Genomic DNA, 16,614 nt, shown 5'->3' with positions numbered 1-16,614 from the left:
GGCGCCCAACATGGTCCAGACCAATGCCCTTGTCAAGGCTTCCGGCTCTCCTCCCCCACCGCCCGGGCCGCGGCCTCGTGCATCGCGAGCTCCAGCAGCACCGGATCGGTGAGCGTCCCGCGGCCGTCCGGGACCACCAGCCAGCGCACCCCGCCCGTGTCCCGGCCGGGGTACGGGACCACGATCCAGGTCCCGCGCCCGGCTCCCCGTACGCCGGTGCCGATCCAGCGGGACGCCGTGCCCGGGGGCACGAAGAAGCCCAGCCGCGAGTCGGCGAAGTCGGCGAGCACCGGGCCGGGCCGGTGGAGGGACTGCGCCAGGACGTCGAGGGCGGCCTGCCCCAGCTCCCCGGGCAGGATCAGCACGTCCCAGTGCCGGCCGGCGGGCAGCAGGGTGACCCCGAGGGGGTTGCGCTCCCACTCCCACCGGCAGGTGTCGGGGTCCGGTGCCACCGATACGAGCCATGCCACCGCGGTCCTGATCTCCGAGCCCTGCATCGCCCGGCCTCCGTTCTCTGGGGTGAGGTGTCCTCACCGGGAGAGAGCGGGGCCGGGCCCTGCGATGACGCGGGTTTCGCTACCCCGTGGTGGTGAAGCGGCTCGCGGCATGAACCGCAGCACGCGCCGGGGGCGTACGGAAAGTCGTGCGGTCACGGGCTCCGGTCACTGCGGTCAGCTGTCGAAGCCCAGGCCGAGCTTGTCCAGGGCCTTCAGCCACAGGTTGCGGCGGCCGCCGCGGGCGTCCGCCCGGGCCAGGGACCACTTGGTGAGGGTGATCCCGGTCCAGGCGAAGGGCTCCGGCGGGAACGGCATCGGCCGGGACTTCACCATCTCCAGCTCGGTCCGCTCGGTGCGGGCCCCGTCCAGCAGGTCCAGCATCACGTCGGCGCCGAAGCGGGTGGCGCCGACACCGAGCCCGGTGTAGCCGGCCGCGTAGGCGACCTTGCCGCCGTGCGCGGTGCCGAAGAAGGCGGAGAAGCGGGAGCAGGTGTCGATGGCCCCGCCCCAGGCGTGGCTGAACTTGATGCCCTCCAGCTGCGGGAACGCGCTGAAGAAGTGCTGCGCCAGCTTGAGGTACGTCTCGGGGCGGTGGTCGTACTCGGAGTCGAGCTTGCCGCGGTAGGGGTAGATGGCGTCGTAGCCGCCCCACAGGATGCGGTTCTCCGGTGTGATGCGGAAGTAGTGGAACTGGTTGGCGCTGTCACCCAGACCCTGGCGGTTCTGCCAGCCGATGGCCCCCAGCTGTTCGGCGGTCAGCGGCTCGGTCATCAGCGCGTAGTCGTAGACCGGGACCGTGAACGGGCGGATCCGCTTGACCAGGGACGGGAAGATGTTCGTGCCCAGTGCCACCCGCCGGGCGTAGACCCGCCCGTACGGGGTGCGTACGGCCATTCCGGCGCCCGAGGTGGCCAGCGACAGCCCGCGGGTGTTCTCGTAGATCCGCACACCCAGCGACAGGCAGGCCTCCTTCAGGCCCCAGGCGAGCTTGGCGGGGTTGAGCATGGCGACGCCGTCGGTGTCCCACAGGCCCGCGAGGAACGTCGGCGAGTCGACCTCGGCGCGCAGCTCCTCGCGGTCCAGCCAGCGCGAGCCGCCCGCGAGGCCCAGCTTCTCGGCCTCCTCGTACAGCTCGCGCAGCTCCTCGACCTGGTGGGGCTCGGTGGCCACGTCGATCTCGCCGGTGCGCTCGAAGTCGCAGTCGATGCCGTAACGGGCGATGGCCGCCTCGATCTCGTCGAGGTTGCGGGCGCCCAGCTCCTCCAGCTTGGCGAGCTCGCCCGGCCAGCGGGCCATTCCGTTGGCGAGGCCGTGCGTGAGGGAGGCGGCGCAGAAGCCTCCGTTGCGTCCGGAGGCGGCCCAGCCCGCCTCCTTCGACTCGATCAGGACGACGTCCCGGGCGGGGTCGCGCTCCTTGGCGATCAGCGCGGTCCACAGTCCGCTGTACCCGCCGCCGATGACGAGCAGGTCGCAGGCCTCGTCCGAGGTCAGCGCCGGCTGTGCGGCGGGCTTGCCGGGGTCGTCCAGCCAGTACGAGACCGGCAGTGCTTCGGAAAGCGATTGAGCAACACTTCGCATGGCGACTGGGGCCATGGATTCCAACTCCCTACAGAGTTACTTGGGCTGTGCGTTCTTGCGGCGGTTCCCGACCATCTGGCCGGCGAGCACCACCAGCACCGCGATGACGAACATCGCCGTACCGATGACGTTGATCTGGACAGGCGTACCGCGCTGGGCCGATCCCCACACGAACATGGGGAAGGTGACGGTGTTGCCCGAGTTGAAGTTGGTGATGATGAAGTCGTCGAACGAGAGAGCGAACGAGAGCAGCGCGCCCGCCGCGATGCCGGGTGCCGCGATCGGCAGGGTGACCCGTACGAAGGTCTGCACCGGGCCCGCGTAGAGGTCGCGGGCGGCCTCCTCCAGCCGCGGGTCCATCGACAGGACGCGCGCCTTGACGGCGGCGACGACGAAGCTGAGGCAGAACATGATGTGGGCGATCAGGATCGTCCAGAAGCCCAGCTGGATGCCCATGTTGAGGAAGAGGGCGAGCAGCGAGGCCGCCATCACGATCTCGGGCATGGCCATCGGCAGGAAGATCAGCGAGTTGACCGCGCCGCGCGCCCGGAAGCGGTAGCGGACGAGCGCGAAGGCGATGGCCGTACCGAGGACCGTGGCGCCGATGGTGGCCCACACGGCGATCTGGAGCGAAAGGGACAGGGAGCCGCACAGGTCGGCGACCCCGCAGGGGTCCTTCCAGGCGTCGAGCGAGAACTCCTGCCAGGCGTAGTTGAACCGCCCTGCGGGGTTGTTGAAGGAGAAGACCGTCACGACGACGTTCGGCAGGATCATGTACGCGAGCGTGCCGAGTCCGAAGATGACGACGAGATTGCGCCGGAGCCAACGCATCAGACCAGGTCCTCCGTCCCCGCTCGGCGGATGTAGATGGTGACCATGATCAGCACGATGGCCATGAGGATGAAGGACAGCGCGGCGGCCGTCGGGTAATCGAGGATGCGCAGGTACTGCGACTGGATGACGTTGCCGATCATCCGGGTGTCCGTGGAGCCGAGCAGCTCGGCGTTCACGTAGTCGCCGCTCGCCGGGATGAAGGTGAGCAGGGTCCCGGAGACCACGCCCGGCATGGAGAGCGGGAAGGTCACCTTCCGGAAGGTCGTGGCGGGGCGGGCGTACAGGTCCCCGGCCGCCTCGTGGAGGCGGGTGTCGATCCGCTCCAGGGAGGTGTAGAGCGGAAGGATCATGAAGGGCAGGAAGTTGTACGTCAGACCGCAGACGACGGCGAGCGGCGTGGCGAGCACCCGCTCCCCCTCGGTCATCCCGAGCCAGCTGGTGACGTCGAGGACGTGCAGGGTGTTGAGGACCTCCACCACCGGGCCGCCGTCGGCCAGGATCGTCTTCCAGGCCAGCGTGCGGATCAGGAAGCTGGTGAAGAACGGGGCGATGACCAGCACCAGCAAAAGGTTTCGCCAGCGGCCCGCCTTGAAGGCGATCAGGTAGGCCAGCGGGTACCCGAGCAGCAGGCACAGCACGGTCGCGGTGCCGGCGTACAGCAGGGAGCGCAGGAACTGCGGGTAGTACTCGGTGAGGGCGTCCCAGTACGTCTGGAAGTGCCAGGTGACCTGGAAGCCCTCTTCGAGGGAGCCGGTCTGCACCGAGGTGGAGGCCTGGTAGATCATCGGCAGGACGAAGAAGACCAGCAGCCACAGGATGCCGGGGAGCAGCAGCCAGTACGGGACCAGCCGCTTGCGCAGCGACGGCTTGTGGACCGGGGGTTCGGCGAGGGCCTGGGCCTCGGGCGGCGCGGCGGTGGCGGTCATGCGCCCTCCTCGACCGTCTCGATGCCCGCGTCGATGTCTTGTGCCGCGTCGAGCCCGAAGGTGTGCTCGGGGTTCCAGTGCAGGACCACCTCGGCGCCGGGGGCGAGGCGCGCGTCGCGCTCGATGTTCTGGACGTACACCTCCAGCTCGGGGCAGACCTGGCTGTCGATGACGTACTGGGTGGAGACGCCGATGAAGGAGGAGGCGGCTATCGTGCCGCGGACCTTGTTGCGGCCGGCCGCGACGGTGTCCTCCTCGTCCGCGTGGACCAGGGATATCTTCTCGGGACGCACCCCGACCAGCAGCTTTCCGCCGGCCTTGGGGGTCGTCGAACACCGGGCCGCGGGCAGCCGGAGCTTCGTTCCCGCCGAGCTGACCATGACATCGGCGCCGCCTGCCTCCAGGACCTCGGCCTCGATGAGGTTCGAGGTGCCGAGGAAGTTGGCGACGAAGGTGGTCTTCGGGTTCTCGTACAGCTCGGCGGGGGCGCCCAGCTGCTCGACGCGGCCGCCGTTCATCACGGCGACCGTGTCGGCCATGGTCATGGCCTCTTCCTGGTCGTGCGTGACGTGCACGAAGGTGATGCCGACCTCGGTCTGGATCCGCTTGAGCTCGAGCTGCATCTGGCGGCGCAGCTTGAGGTCGAGGGCGCCGAGGGGCTCGTCGAGGAGCAGCACCTGCGGGTGGTTGATGAGCGCGCGGGCGACGGCCACGCGCTGCTGCTGCCCGCCGGAGAGCTGGTGCGGCTTGCGCTGGGCGAACTGGCCCAGCTCGACCAGCTCGAGCATGTCCTCGACCTGCTTCTTGACGGACTTGATGCCCCGGCGGCGCAGTCCGAAGGCCACGTTCTCGTAGATGTTCAGGTGCGGGAACAGCGCATAGCTCTGGAACACCGTGTTGACGGGGCGCTTGTACGGCGGCAGCTGGGTGACCTCGCGGTCGCCGAGGTGGACCGTGCCGGTGGAGGGCTCCTCCAGACCGGCGATCATGCGCAGGGTGGTGGTCTTCCCGCAGCCCGAGGCGCCGAGCAGGGCGAAGAAGGAGCCCTGGGGGATGGTGAGATCCAGCGGGTGCACGGCGGTGAACGAGCCGTAGTGCTTGCTGATCCCGGCGAGGCGGACGTCGCCGCCCGCGGTCTTGTCAGTCATGGGTCGCGGCCTTCGGTGGTGGTGTCGTCGGAAGGGTGCGGGGCGCGGGTGCCGGCACGGGAGGGGGTTCGTCAGGCTCCGATGAGCTTGGCGAACTTCTCTTCGTACGCGGTCTCTTCCTCACTGGTGAGGGAGCGGAAGGCGTGGGCCTTGGCCGCCATCGCCTTGTCCGGAATGATCAAGGGGTTGTCCGCGAGCTCGGGATCGATCTTCGCAAGGTCTTCCCTGACGCCCTCGACCGGGCAGACGTAGCTGATGAACGCGGCCAGCTGGGCGGCGATCGGCGGCTCGTAGTAGAAGTCGATGAGCTTCTCGGCGTTCGCCTTGTGCCGGGCGTGGGCGGGGACCAGCAGGTTGTCGCTGGAGGTGATGTAACCGGGCGCCGGGATCGCGTACTTGATGTCCGGGTTGCCGGCCTGGAGCTGGATGATGTCGCCGGCCCAGGCCAGGCAGGCGGCGAGGTCGCCCTTGTCGAGGTCCGACGTGTAGTCGTTGCCCGTGAAGCGGCGGATCTGCTTGGTGTCCACGCCCTTCTGGAGCCGGCCGATGGCCGCGTCGTAGTCGGCGGTGGTGAAGTTCGCCGGGTCCTTGCCCTGGTCCAGCAGGGTCATGCCGACGCTGTCGCGCATCTCGGTGAGGAAGCCGACGCGGCCCTTGAGGGAGGGGTCGTCGAGCAGCTGCGTGACGGAATCGACCTTCTTGCCGTCGGTCGCCTTCGCGTTGTAGGCGATGACGGTGTCGATGCCGGTCCAGGGGTAGCTGTACGACCGGCCCGGGTCCCAGTCGGGGTTGCGGAACTGCGGGATCAGATTGGCGTAGGCGTGCGGAAGGTGGGAGGGGTCCAGCTTCTGCGCCCAGCCGAGCCGGATGATGCGGGCGGCGAGCCAGTCGGTGACGACGATCAGGTCACGGCCGGTGTCCTGGCCGGCCGCCAGCTGCGGGCGGACCTTGCCGAAGAACTCGACGTTGTCGTTGATGTCCTCGGTGTACTTGACGTTGATCCCGGTGCGCTTAGTGAACTCCTCCAGCGTGGGGTGGGTCTTCTCGTCCTCGCTGGTGTCCATGTACTCGGTCCAGTTGGAGAAGTTGATCTCCTTCTCCTGGTCCGAGTGGTCGTCGGAGGCGACGGCCGTCTCGCCCGCGCGCTTGGCCGGCGGGATGCCGCAGGCGGACAGGGAGGCCAGACCCCCGAGGGTGAGCGCGCCGACCCCGGAGGCGCGCAGCAGTGAGCGGCGGGTGAGGGCGCCCCGCCCACTGGTGAGGCTGCGCCGCATCGCGGCGAGTTGCGCCGCCGAGAGACGGTCGGACTCGTACTGCTCCATGAGCTGCCCTTTCGGGAGGGGTGGCGCCGCTGGTCAGGCGGCCGGCTGCCACTCGGCAAAGCCGTGGACGGTTAGATGCGGTCCCCGAAAATGGTGCGGTGCCAGTCCTTCGCGGCGACCGCCGTGTTGTCGTACATCACGTGCTTGACCTGCGTGTACTCCTCGAAGGAGTAGGCGCTCATGTCCTTTCCGAAGCCACTCGCCTTGTAGCCGCCGTGGGGCATCTCGCTGATGATCGGAATGTGGTCGTTGACCCAGACGCAGCCCGCCTTGATCTCGCGGGTGGCTCGGCCGGCCCGGTAGACGTCGCGGCTCCAGGCGGAGGCGGCGAGGCCGTACGGGGTGTCGTTGGCCAGCTCGATGCCCTCGTCGTCGGTGTCGAAGGGCAGGACGACGAGGACCGGGCCGAAGATCTCGGACTGGACGACCTCGCTGTCCTGGGCGGCGCCGGAGACGAGGGTGGGCCGGTAGTACGCGCCCTCGGCGAGCTCGCCCGCCGGGATCTCCCCGCCGGTGACGACGGTGGCGTAGCCGCGGGCGCGCTCCACGAAGCCGGCGACCCGGTCGCGCTGGGCGTGCGAGACCAGGGGGCCGAGGTCGGTGGCCGGATCGAAGGGGTCGCCGAGGCGGACGGTCTCCATCAGCTCGGCCACGCGCGCGACGAAGGCGTCGTGCAGGGGGCGCTGGACGTACGCGCGGGTGGCGGCGGTGCAGTCCTGGCCGGTGTTGATCAGGGACGCGGCGACGGCGCCGTGCGCGGCGGCCTCCAGGTCGGCGTCGTCGAAGACCAGGAAGGGCGCCTTGCCGCCGAGCTCCAGGTGGAGCCGCTTGACGGTGGCGGTGGCGATCTCGGCGACCCGCTTGCCGACGGCGGTGGAACCGGTGAAGGAGGTCATGACCACGTCCGGGTGCCCGACCAGGTGCTCGCCCGCGTCCCGGCCCGCGCCGGTGACGATGTTGACCACGCCGTCGGGCAGGCCCGCGTCCTTGGCCGCCTGGGCGAACATCAGGGAGGTGAGCGGGGTCAGCTCGGCGGGCTTGAGGACGATCGTGTTGCCCGCGGCGATCGCCGGAAGGATCTTCCAGGCGGCCATCTGGAGGGGATAGTTCCAGGGCGCGATGGAGCCGACGACCCCGATGGCCTCGCGGCGCACGTAGGAGGTGTGGTCTCCTGAGTACTCAGCTGCCGCCTGCCCCTGCAGATGCCGGGCGGCGCCCGCGAAGAAGGCGGTGTTGTCGATGGTCCCCGGTACGTCGAACTCGGTGGACAGCTTGATCGGCTTGCCGCACTGCAGGGACTCGGCGTACGCGAAGTCCTCCGCCTGCTCGGCCAGCACGGCGGCCAGCCGGTGCAGGGCGTCCGAACGCTCACCGGGAGTTGCTGCGGCCCAGGCCGGGAAGGCCCGCTTGGCGGCTGCCACGGCCGCGTCGACGTCGGCGGTGGAGGCGAGCTCGTACGTGAGCACCTCCTCGCCCGTCGCAGGGTTCACGATGGTGTGCGACCGGCCGGAGGTACCCGGCCTGAGCTGCCCGTCGATGTACTGCGCGCCGTCTGCGAAGCGGTCCTTGACCTGGAAGCGATTACCCATGACGCTCTCACGCTCTCCGTAGCTTCAGCTCGAATTGAGTGCCGATCCTGGCAGAGGTGTCCCCCACCGCCAAGTGATTCCGTTGTTGCCTTTTGATTACGCGACGGAATCGGTCGACCATGTGTCGAGGCACGTCCCAAATCCCGTACGAAGTGTCAGTGGCGACTGTCAGACTCGCGTGCATGGAGATGATCGACAAGTTGATCGAGCAGGTCAGCCGTGGTGAGCGGGTGAAGTACCTGCCGTTCTGGGGGCACCGGCCGCGCCCGGACGGGACGCTCGGGCCCAGCTGCCTGAGCCAGTGGTGGCCGTCCGAGTTCACCGTGGGTGATGTCCGTTATGCCACGGCCGAGCACTGGATGATGGCCGGCAAGGCTCGGCTGTTCGGCGACCCCGAGGGGGAGCGCGCAGCGCTGGAGGCGAGGACTCCGGCTGAGGCCAAGAAGGCCGGGCGGCTGGTGCGCGGCTTCGACGCGGCGATATGGGAGCAGGAGCGGTTCGCGCTGGTGGTGGAGGGCAGCGTGCACAAGTTCGCCTCGACCCCGCAGCTGCGCGGGTACCTGCTGTCCACCGGGAACCGCGTGCTGGTGGAGGCGAGCCCGATGGACCGCATCTGGGGCATCGGGCTGGCGGCGGACGACGAGCGCGCCCTGGACCCGTCCCGCTGGCGCGGTCTGAACCTGCTGGGCTTCGCCCTGATGGAGGCCCGCGACCGGCTGCGTACGAACGCCGTCTGACCTCGGCCGGGCTCGGTCCTAAATGCGTGGCGGGCGGGCGAGCGGGCCGCCTAACGTAGGACTCGTCCAGGTGCGAAGGCGAGACCTACTTCCACTGTTAATGGGGCGGCCGCGGGTTCGAGTCCCGTCACCGGCTTCGTGCCGGTGTAGCTCAGTTGGTAGAGCACCACGTGGTTTCGCCGACCTCGAACTCTGGACACCTGCGTCACGCACCTCCCGGTGCGCCGTGCTGCGGCTCCTTCTTTCCCAGAGAATCCCAGGCCGCCGCCACCTTGATCTCGGGAGGCACGCGTGCGGGCTGCCCGGTGCGCAGGCGACGGCTACTTCCGGTACCAGGAGGTCGCGGGTTCGAATCCCGCCCGGCTCCGGCTGGTGGAGCAGCTTGGAAGCTCGCCTGGATAAAAGTCCGTCGCCGACCCCGATCTCGGGCATCCCGCACGTCACGCCTCCCCCACGTTCCGCTGAATTCGGGGGGATTCACATGGCTCGCTTCAACCTGCGCCGCGCGTCCAAGGCCGCATCCGCGGCCGCCGCGCCCACCTCGCCCGTGCGCTCCACCGGCCGCACCGCCAACCACCAGGGCAGCCGCGGCTTCGCCCGCGACCCGCGCTCCGAGCTGTTCCTGCTCGCCGTCGCCAACTTCGTGACGCAGCAGACGTTCCACGAGAGCGGCGAGGCCCGCGACGACCGGTTCTCCGCACTCGTGCGCCGCCTCGCCGTCGAGGACCCCGCGTGGACCGCCGGCCTGCTCGGCTGGCTGCGCACCGACGCGAACATGCGGACCGCCTCGCTGGTCGGAGCCGCCGAGTACGTCAAGGCGCGGCTCGACGCCGGAGCGACGGAGGGGCCTTCGAACCGCCAGGTCGTGGACTGCGTACTGCGGCGCGCGGACGAGCCCGGCGAGCTGCTGGCCTACTGGGCGGCGACGTACGGGCGGAACGTGCCCAAGCCGGTCAAGCGCGGTGTCGCGGATGCCGTCCGCAGGCTCTACTCCGGCACGTCGCTGCTGAAGTACGACACCTCGTCCAAGGGCTTCCGTTTCGGCGACGTGCTGAACCTCGTGCACGCCTCCCCCGATCCCGCCAAGGCCTGGCAGGGCGAGCTGTTCCGGTACGCCCTCGACCGGCGGCACCACCCGGAGACGGCGCAGGTCCCGGCCGGCAACCGCACCCTGGTCGCCCACCGGGAGCTCATGGAGCTGCCGGTGGAGGAGCGCCGGGCCGCGGTCACCGCGCCGGACGGCGCCGAGCGGCTCGCCTCCGCCGGCATGACCTGGGAGGCGCTGGCCGGCTGGCTCCAGGGGCCGATGGACGCGGCCGCCTGGGAGGCGGTCATCCCGTCCATGGGCGCGATGGCGCTGCTGCGGAACCTGCGCAACTTCGACCAGGCCGGTGTCTCGGACGCGGTGGCCGCGCAGGTCGCGGCGAAGGTCTCCGACCCGGAGGTCGTCGCCCGGTCCCGGCAGTTCCCGTTCCGCTACCTGGCCGCCTACCAGCACGCGCCCTCGCTGCGCTGGGCGTACCCGCTGGAGCAGGCACTCGGCCACTCGCTGGCCAACGTACCGGCCCTGCCCGGCCGGACGCTGGTCCTCGTGGACCGCTCGGGGTCGATGTGGGCGCCGCTGTCGGACCGTTCGCAGCTCAACCGGGCGGACGCGGCGGCCGTGTTCGGCACCGCGCTGGCGCTGCGCGCCGAGGACGCGGACCTGGTGCAGTTCGGCACGGACAGCAAGCAGGTCCCGTACGACCGGGGCGAGTCCGTACTGAAGGTGCTGGAGCGGTTCGAGGACCTGGGCGGCACCTACACCGCCGAGGCGGTGCGGCGGTACTACAAGGGGCACGACCGGGTCCTGATCGTCACGGACGAGCAGGCGACGTACCACTACGGCGGTGACCCGACGGCCCTCGTCCCCGACGAGGTCCCGGTGTACACGTGGAACCTGGCCGGCTACCGGGCGGGCCACGCGCCTTCCGGGTCCGGGAACCGGCACACCTTCGGCGGGCTCACCGATGCGGCCTTCAGCATGGTGTCCCTGATCGAGGGCGGGCGGGACGCCGACTGGCCGTGGGCGGCGTAGGGCCCGGTACGGGCTGACGGACAGACGGACAGGCGGCCGGACGGAACAGGGCCGGGAGCGGGCAGCGTATGCCCGCTCCCGGCCCTGTGCCGGGTGGCCGCCTGTCCGTGCGTCAGACGTTCTCGCGGATCCGCGTCGGCGCGGCCGGGCCGTCGAAGTCGGAATCGCTGCCAGGGTCACCGAGCAGGACCCCGGCGATCACGAGCGCGATCATCAGAATGCTGATCAGGATGCTGACCGAGCCCAGGATGATGCCGGCCAGTGCCATCGAGCCGTTGTCGGCCTCGCCGCGCCGGGCCTTGCCGCGGCCCAGGGCGCCGAAGATGACCGCCGGCACTCCGAACAGGACGCCCAGGTAGCAGGTGACCACGCCGATGATGCCGAGGACGAGGGCGGTGACCCCGAAGCCGTTGCTCTTCTGCGGATATGCGGGGTACCCGGGGTATCCCTGATAGCCCGGGTAGCCGTAACCCGGCTGGGCCGGCGGCGGTCCGGGGTACGCGTAGCCCCCGGCATCCGGCTGGGCCGGGTACCCGTACGCGGGCGGCAGCGTCGGGGCGGGCTCGGGCGTGGACGCCGGAGCCTGTATCGGCGTCGGCTCCGGTATCTGCGCCGAAGGGAAGCCGGCCCCCGGCATCCCCGCCATCGTGGGCTGGTCGTGCACGGACGGCGGACCCGACACGCCCGGCGTGGCCTGCGGTTTGCCGAGTTCCACCGCCGGCCGCTCCGGCGGCGCCCACGGGTCCCTCGGCTCGGGGCTCTGGTCGGTCATGCGGCGCCCCCCTCTCGTACGGCCATGCTAAGCGCTGCCGCCGACAGTCCCGGAGCTGCCTACGATGAAGCCCGATCTTTCCGCACCCGCATCCTCCCGGAGGCTCCCTCATGCCCGACCTGACCCCCTTCATCGCAGGGCTGCCCAAGGCGGAACTCCACGTCCACCACGTCGGATCGGCCTCCCCCCGCATCGTCGCCGAACTCGCCTCCCGCCACCCCGACTCCAAGGTCCCCACCGACCCCGAGGCGCTCGCCGACTACTTCACGTTCACCGACTTCGCGCACTTCATCGAGGTCTACCTCTCCGTCGTCGACCTGGTCCGCACCCCCGACGACGTACGCACCCTGACCTTCGAAGTCGCCCGCGACATGGCCCGGCAGAACATCCGCTACGCCGAGCTGACCATCACGCCGTACTCCTCCACCCGTCGCGGCATCGACGAGAAGGCCTTCATGGAGGCCATCGAGGACGCCCGCAAGGCCGCCGAGACCGAGCTCGGCGTCATCCTGCGCTGGTGCTTCGACATCCCGGGCGAAGCCGGCCTGGAGGCCGCCGCCGAGACCGCGCGCCTCGCCGTCGAACTGCGCCCGGAGGGCCTGGTCTCCTTCGGCCTCGGCGGCCCCGAGATCGGTGTCCCGCGCCCGCAGTTCAAGCCGTACTTCGACGCCGCACGGGCCGTGGGCCTGCACAGCGTGCCGCACGCCGGCGAGACCACCGGCCCGGAGACCATCTGGGACTCGATCCGCGACCTCGGCGCCGAGCGCATCGGCCACGGCACCAGCGCCACCCAGGACCCGGAGCTCCTCGCTTACCTCGCCGAGCACCGGATCGCGCTCGAGGTCTGCCCGACCTCCAACATCGCCACGCGCGCCGTGACCGACCTGGACCGGCACCCCGTCAAGGAGATGGTGCAGGCGGGCGTGCTCGTCACCATCAACAGCGACGACCCGCCGATGTTCGGCTCGGACCTCAACAACGAGTACGCGGTCGCCGCGCGGCTGCTCGACCTCGACGAGCGCGGGCTCGCACAGCTGGCCAAGAACGCCGTCGAGGCCTCCTTCCTGGACGAGGCCGGCAAGGCGAAGATCAGCGCGGAGATCGACACGTACACCGCCGCCTGGCTGGCGCGCTGACGGACTGCGGGGAACACCGACAATGGCGGTCATGCGCACCCTGACTGCCGTAGGCCACCGCGGCGATCCCTACCGCGTCCGTGAGAACACCCTGCCCTCGATCCTCTCGGCCTTCGCACGCGGAGCGGACGCGGTCGAAATCGACGTACGGCTGACCCGCGACGGGGAGGCGGTCCTGCTCCACGACGAGACGCTCCAGCGGCTGTGGGGCCATGACGTGCGGCTCGACGCCGTCACGGCCCCGCAGCTGGAGGAGTTGACGGACGGTGGGATCCCGACGCTGCGCCAGGTCCTGATGGCGGCGGGTGCGGGCCGGGTGATGATCGACCTGCCGGGTGCGACGCCCGAATCCGTACGTACGGTCGTCGGCCAGGTCCGGGAGTGCGGGGCGCGCGAGCGTACGTACTACAGCGCGGGGCCGGACACCATGCTGGCCGTGCGCGCCGCCGATCCGGGCGCGGAGATCGCGCTGACGTGGACCACCCTGGCGCCGCCGCGCCGGGTGCTCATCGACGCGGTGGCGCCGACCTGGCTCAACTACCGCTTCGGGCTGGTGGACCGGGAGCTGACCGACGCGCTCCACAAGGAGGGCCTGCTGGTCTCGGCCTGGACGGCGGACACCACGCGGACGATGCGCAGGCTGATCGCGGCCGGGGTGGACTCCGTCACCACCAACCGGGTGGACGCGCTGGCAGGGGTACGGGCCGAGTTCGGGCTGCCCCGCCGGTGATACGCGCCTGGGGGGAGCGGATCCGGCAGGCGGATCCGCGCTGGCAGGACCTGGGACTGACGCTGCTGGTCCAGGTGGCGACGACGATTCCGTTCGTCGTGCCCCGCGATCCGCTGGATTCGCCGGCCACCTGGCCGGCGTACCTGCTGACGACGCTGGGCAACGTGCCGCTGGTGTGGCGGCGGCAGGCGCCCGTGGCGGCGATCTTCGGGATGGTCGCGGCCGGCACGGTCTACACGCTGGCACTGGACGGCCCCGGGCAGCCGCTGCCGTACGCCCCGCTGATCGGCGTGTACACGATGGCGCTGCTGTGCCCGGCCCGGGTGCGGGCCGCGATGGGCGTGACCCTGAGCGGGCTGGTCCTCGGCTCCGTGGTGCTCAACACCGGGACGGCCAGGGAGCTGCTGTTCGCGCTGTTCGTCTTCGCGGCGGCCTACGCCCTGGGGCGGCTCCAGTACACCCGGCAGGCCTACACGGCCGCCGTCGAGGCCCGGGCCGCGGAGCTGGAGCGGGCGAACCGCATCGAGGCGGAGCAGGCGGCGGCGCGCGAACGGGCCCGGATAGCAAGGGAGATGCACGACATCCTCTCGCACGCGGTCAGCATCATGATCGTGCAGGCGGAGGCCGGTCCGGTGGCGGTGCGCAGGGCCCCGGAACGGGCGGAGGCCGCGTTCGACGCGATCGCCGAGACGGGGCGGGACGCGATGGCGCAGCTGCGGACCATGCTGGGCGTACTGCGGACGGACCGGGCACAGGAGGCGGCTCCGCGGTCGCCTCAGCCCGGGATCGAGGAGCTGCCGGGGCTGCTGGAGCGGGTCCGGGGCAGCGGGCCGCAGGTGTCGTACGAGCGAACGGGCGCGGTGCGCGCGCTGCCTGCGGCGCTGGAGGCGACGGTGCACCGGGTGGTGCAGGAGGCGCTGACGAACGTGGTGAAACATGCCGGGGCTTCGGAGGTGTCGGTACGGCTGGAGTACGGGGCGCAGTCGCTCACGGTGACGGTGACGGACGACGGGCGGGGCCCGGGGGCCGCACCGGAGGCTGGTGCGGCCGGGCCGGCCGGCGGGCACGGGCTGATCGGGATCCGGGAGCGGGCGGCGGCGCACGGCGGTACGGCGGAGTACGGTCCGGGCCCCGGTGGCCTGGGGTTCTCGGTACGCGTGTTGCTAGTAACCTCGCCGCTGGAGGTGGGGCGTTGACGATCCGTGTGGTGGTGGCGGACGACCAGGAGCTGGTGCGCAGCGGCTTCGCGATGATCCTGGACGTGCAGGAGGACATCGAGGTCGTCGCGGAGGCCGGGGACGGCGCGGCGGCGGTGGCGGCCGTGCGGGAGCTGCGGCCGGACGTGGCGCTGCTGGACGTCCGGATGCCGGTGCTCGACGGGATCGAGGCGTGCCGGACGATCTCGGCCGGGACCTCGTGCCGGACGGTGATGCTGACGACCTTCGACTCGGACGAGTACGTGTACGAGGCGCTGCACGCGGGGGCGAGCGGCTTCCTGCTGAAGGACGTGCGCCGGGACGACCTGGTGCACGCCGTACGGGTGGTGGCGGCGGGCGAGTCGCTGCTGGCGCCTTCGGTGGCGCGCCGGCTGATCGAGGAGTACACGGCGGCGACGGCCCGGCCGGCGGCGGGGGCGCTGTCCGCGCAGCGGCTGGAGGTGCTGACGGCGCGAGAGCGGGAGACTCTGCTGCATCTGGGGCGGGGGCTGTCGAACGCGGAGATCGCGGCGGCGCTGGTGGTGAGCGAGCACACGGTGAAGTCTCATGTGGGCCATGTGCTGGCGAAGCTCGGGCTGCGGGACCGGATCCAGGCGGTGATCTGCGCGTACGAGACGGGCCTGATCGCGGCCGGGACGGCGGCCGGGGGCGGGGCTGGCTCTGGGGTATCTCCCTCCGGGGAGTGAGAGGACGACGGTCGGATCCCTCGCGCCGGTGAGTTGTCGTACCGGTGAAGACCCCTCTTGGTGGTGATCCGCGGGCACCCTTGTGACCTGCAGCATTGAGTCATCGGGGCCGCTGGGGCCCGGATGGTTCACAGGGGGAATTCCGCCATGAAGGTACGTACGCGCACGCTGATCGCCACCGCCATGGTCCTGGGCATCGCGGCCAGCCCGGCTGTCGCCCATGCCGCGCCGGTGACCGCAGCGGTGACCGCGCCGGTGTCGGCGAGCGATACGAAGCCGCCCGTGTACACGACCGCGCCCGATGCGGCGGCGCTGCGCAAGGCGATCGCCGGCGTCGGCGCCGGCAGCGAGGACGCGACGGCCGCGCTGGTCCGGGTGGGCGGTCCCAGCGGCCGCTGGGTGGGGAGTTCCGGCGTGGCCGATGTCCGCACCGGACGCAAGGCATTCGACGATGCCCGGTTCCGGGCGGGTTCGGTGACGAAGACCTTCACGGCGGCGCTGGTGCTCCAGCTGGCCGCCGAGGGCAAGGTCGATCTGGACAAGCCGGTGCAGCAGTACCTGCCGGGGCTGCTGCCGTCCGGTCCGAAGGGCTTCGAGCCCGTCAGCGTGCGGCAGTTGCTGAACTACACGAGCGGCATCCGGCCGGCCGAGGGGCCCGGGGATCCGTTCGAGGAGCAGTACGCCCACCGGTTCGATGTGGTCGATCCGCACGCGCTGATCGCCGAAGCGGTGGCGAAGGGGCCCGAGTTCCGGCCGGGCGAGAAGCAGCACTACCTCAACATCGATTACACGGTCCTGGGCGTGCTGGTCGAGAAGCTGACGGGCACGACGTACGAACAGGCTTTGTCCGCCCGGATCCTGAGGCCGCTGGGCCTGCGCCACACTTCGGTTCCGGCGCGCGGGGAGAACCGGATAGCGGGCCCGCACCACCACGGCTACCAGGCCGTGCAGAAGCCCGGCGGCGGGAGCACGCTGGTGGACGTGACCGACTGGAACTCCTCGTCCAACTGGGCTGCCGGGGACCTGATATCGACCACGGCGGACCTGGAGAAGTTCACCCAGGCCCTGTTCGCGGGCCGGGTGGTGCCGAAGGCGCAGCTGGAAGAGATGTTCACGGTGCCCGCGGTCAAGGACTCCGAGTCCGGGGAGAATGCCGTGCAGACCGCGGGGATGAAGCGGTTCGTCCTGCCCGACGGCACGGCGGTCTACGGCAAAACGGGCTCCCGGTACGGCTACAGCACCGTGATCGGCGGGGCGCGCGATCTCTCGCGCACCCTCGTCTACTCGGTCAACTCCACCGACGCGAAGGGGCAGGACATGAACAAGGTGGCCTACGGGATCGTCATGGCGGCCTTCGCCAGGTAG

15 protein-coding genes are annotated in these 16,614 nt (G+C 70.7%); 7 read left to right on the top strand and 8 right to left on the bottom strand.

Annotation, left to right across the window (positions count from 1 at the left end):
- Positions 1-32: 32 nt before the first annotated feature.
- The 7 genes from ACZ5WG_RS04130 to ACZ5WG_RS04100 all read right to left on the bottom strand — a co-directional run bounded on the left by ACZ5WG_RS04130 (position 33) and on the right by ACZ5WG_RS04100 (position 7,894).
- Complete coding sequence (locus ACZ5WG_RS04130) at positions 33-497, bottom strand: hypothetical protein (RefSeq protein ID WP_468720395.1); 465 nt, start codon at positions 495-497, stop codon at positions 33-35.
- Positions 498-671: 174 nt separating this feature from the next.
- Positions 672-2,090, bottom strand: a complete 1,419-nt coding sequence (locus ACZ5WG_RS04125; protein WP_468720393.1) for an NAD(P)/FAD-dependent oxidoreductase — start codon at positions 2,088-2,090, stop codon at positions 672-674.
- 21 nt (positions 2,091-2,111) lie between these two features.
- Positions 2,112-2,906, bottom strand: a complete 795-nt coding sequence (locus ACZ5WG_RS04120) for an ABC transporter permease (RefSeq protein ID WP_468720392.1) — start codon at positions 2,904-2,906, stop codon at positions 2,112-2,114.
- The gene (locus ACZ5WG_RS04115; protein WP_468720390.1) at positions 2,906-3,835 is read right to left on the bottom strand and encodes an ABC transporter permease; all 930 of its coding nucleotides are present in this window, start codon (positions 3,833-3,835) and stop codon (positions 2,906-2,908) included. The genes ACZ5WG_RS04120 and ACZ5WG_RS04115 overlap by 1 nt, the downstream gene beginning before the upstream one ends.
- Positions 3,832-4,983 carry an ABC transporter ATP-binding protein gene (locus ACZ5WG_RS04110; protein WP_468720389.1) on the bottom strand — a complete coding sequence of 384 codons (1,152 nt, stop codon included), beginning with the start codon at positions 4,981-4,983 and terminating at the stop codon, positions 3,832-3,834. Before ACZ5WG_RS04110 ends, ACZ5WG_RS04115 begins: the two co-directional genes overlap by 4 nt.
- Positions 4,984-5,054: 71 nt before the next feature.
- Positions 5,055-6,305: a polyamine ABC transporter substrate-binding protein gene (locus ACZ5WG_RS04105; protein ID WP_468720387.1), complete on the bottom strand. Its 1,251-nt coding sequence runs from the start codon at positions 6,303-6,305 to the stop codon at positions 5,055-5,057.
- A 71-nt stretch (positions 6,306-6,376) separates the two neighbouring features.
- Entirely contained in the window at positions 6,377-7,894 is a 1,518-nt protein-coding gene (locus ACZ5WG_RS04100; protein ID WP_468720386.1) for a gamma-aminobutyraldehyde dehydrogenase, read from the bottom strand.
- Between the two features lie 182 nt (positions 7,895-8,076).
- Here ACZ5WG_RS04100 and ACZ5WG_RS04095 point away from each other — a divergent pair, with 182 nt between their 5' ends.
- Complete coding sequence (locus ACZ5WG_RS04095) at positions 8,077-8,631, top strand: NADAR family protein (RefSeq protein WP_468720385.1); 555 nt, start codon at positions 8,077-8,079, stop codon at positions 8,629-8,631.
- A gap of 481 nt (positions 8,632-9,112) precedes the next feature.
- Positions 9,113-10,708 (top strand): TROVE domain-containing protein, encoded by a 1,596-nt coding sequence (locus ACZ5WG_RS04090; protein ID WP_468720384.1) that lies wholly within the window; start codon positions 9,113-9,115, stop codon positions 10,706-10,708.
- 112 nt (positions 10,709-10,820) lie between these two features.
- On the opposite strand, the gene ACZ5WG_RS04085 is transcribed toward ACZ5WG_RS04090, so the two are convergent.
- Positions 10,821-11,480 carry a DUF4190 domain-containing protein gene (locus ACZ5WG_RS04085; protein WP_468720383.1) on the bottom strand — a complete coding sequence of 220 codons (660 nt, stop codon included), beginning with the start codon at positions 11,478-11,480 and terminating at the stop codon, positions 10,821-10,823.
- Positions 11,481-11,590: 110 nt separating this feature from the next.
- Here ACZ5WG_RS04085 and ACZ5WG_RS04080 point away from each other — a divergent pair, with 110 nt between their 5' ends.
- The 5 genes from ACZ5WG_RS04080 to ACZ5WG_RS04060 all read left to right on the top strand — a co-directional run bounded on the left by ACZ5WG_RS04080 (position 11,591) and on the right by ACZ5WG_RS04060 (position 16,614).
- Positions 11,591-12,616 carry an adenosine deaminase gene (locus ACZ5WG_RS04080; protein ID WP_468720381.1) on the top strand — a complete coding sequence of 342 codons (1,026 nt, stop codon included), beginning with the start codon at positions 11,591-11,593 and terminating at the stop codon, positions 12,614-12,616.
- 22 nt (positions 12,617-12,638) lie between these two features.
- Positions 12,639-13,346 carry a glycerophosphodiester phosphodiesterase gene (locus tag ACZ5WG_RS04075; RefSeq protein WP_468720380.1) on the top strand — a complete coding sequence of 236 codons (708 nt, stop codon included), beginning with the start codon at positions 12,639-12,641 and terminating at the stop codon, positions 13,344-13,346.
- Positions 13,346-14,542: a sensor histidine kinase gene (locus ACZ5WG_RS04070; RefSeq protein ID WP_468720535.1), complete on the top strand. Its 1,197-nt coding sequence runs from the start codon at positions 13,346-13,348 to the stop codon at positions 14,540-14,542. Before ACZ5WG_RS04075 ends, ACZ5WG_RS04070 begins: the two co-directional genes overlap by 1 nt.
- Positions 14,539-15,249, top strand: coding sequence for a response regulator (locus ACZ5WG_RS04065; protein WP_468720379.1), 711 nt, complete (start codon positions 14,539-14,541; stop codon positions 15,247-15,249). Before ACZ5WG_RS04070 ends, ACZ5WG_RS04065 begins: the two co-directional genes overlap by 4 nt.
- Positions 15,250-15,396: 147 nt before the next feature.
- The gene (locus ACZ5WG_RS04060; RefSeq protein WP_468720377.1) at positions 15,397-16,614 is read left to right on the top strand and encodes a serine hydrolase domain-containing protein; all 1,218 of its coding nucleotides are present in this window, start codon (positions 15,397-15,399) and stop codon (positions 16,612-16,614) included.

Source organism: Streptomyces sp. NPDC032745 (assembly GCF_055579465.1).
This window is presented reverse-complemented; position numbering and strand designations above follow the sequence as displayed.

Bases quoted from the DNA above. Each gene is read 5' to 3' on its own strand.
- ACZ5WG_RS04130 (WP_468720395.1), bottom strand. From the start codon at position 497: ATGCAGGGCTCGGAGATCAGGACCGCGGTGGCATGGCTCGTATCGGTG.
- ACZ5WG_RS04125 (WP_468720393.1), bottom strand. From the start codon at position 2,090: ATGGCCCCAGTCGCCATGCGAAGTGTTGCTCAATCGCTTTCCGAAGCA.
- ACZ5WG_RS04120 (WP_468720392.1), bottom strand. From the start codon at position 2,906: ATGCGTTGGCTCCGGCGCAATCTCGTCGTCATCTTCGGACTCGGCACG.
- ACZ5WG_RS04115 (WP_468720390.1), bottom strand. From the start codon at position 3,835: ATGACCGCCACCGCCGCGCCGCCCGAGGCCCAGGCCCTCGCCGAACCC.
- ACZ5WG_RS04110 (WP_468720389.1), bottom strand. From the start codon at position 4,983: ATGACTGACAAGACCGCGGGCGGCGACGTCCGCCTCGCCGGGATCAGC.
- ACZ5WG_RS04105 (WP_468720387.1), bottom strand. From the start codon at position 6,305: ATGGAGCAGTACGAGTCCGACCGTCTCTCGGCGGCGCAACTCGCCGCG.
- ACZ5WG_RS04100 (WP_468720386.1), bottom strand. From the start codon at position 7,894: ATGGGTAATCGCTTCCAGGTCAAGGACCGCTTCGCAGACGGCGCGCAG.
- ACZ5WG_RS04095 (WP_468720385.1), top strand. From the start codon at position 8,077: ATGGAGATGATCGACAAGTTGATCGAGCAGGTCAGCCGTGGTGAGCGG.
- ACZ5WG_RS04090 (WP_468720384.1), top strand. From the start codon at position 9,113: ATGGCTCGCTTCAACCTGCGCCGCGCGTCCAAGGCCGCATCCGCGGCC.
- ACZ5WG_RS04085 (WP_468720383.1), bottom strand. From the start codon at position 11,480: ATGACCGACCAGAGCCCCGAGCCGAGGGACCCGTGGGCGCCGCCGGAG.
- ACZ5WG_RS04080 (WP_468720381.1), top strand. From the start codon at position 11,591: ATGCCCGACCTGACCCCCTTCATCGCAGGGCTGCCCAAGGCGGAACTC.
- ACZ5WG_RS04075 (WP_468720380.1), top strand. From the start codon at position 12,639: ATGGCGGTCATGCGCACCCTGACTGCCGTAGGCCACCGCGGCGATCCC.
- ACZ5WG_RS04060 (WP_468720377.1), top strand. From the start codon at position 15,397: ATGAAGGTACGTACGCGCACGCTGATCGCCACCGCCATGGTCCTGGGC.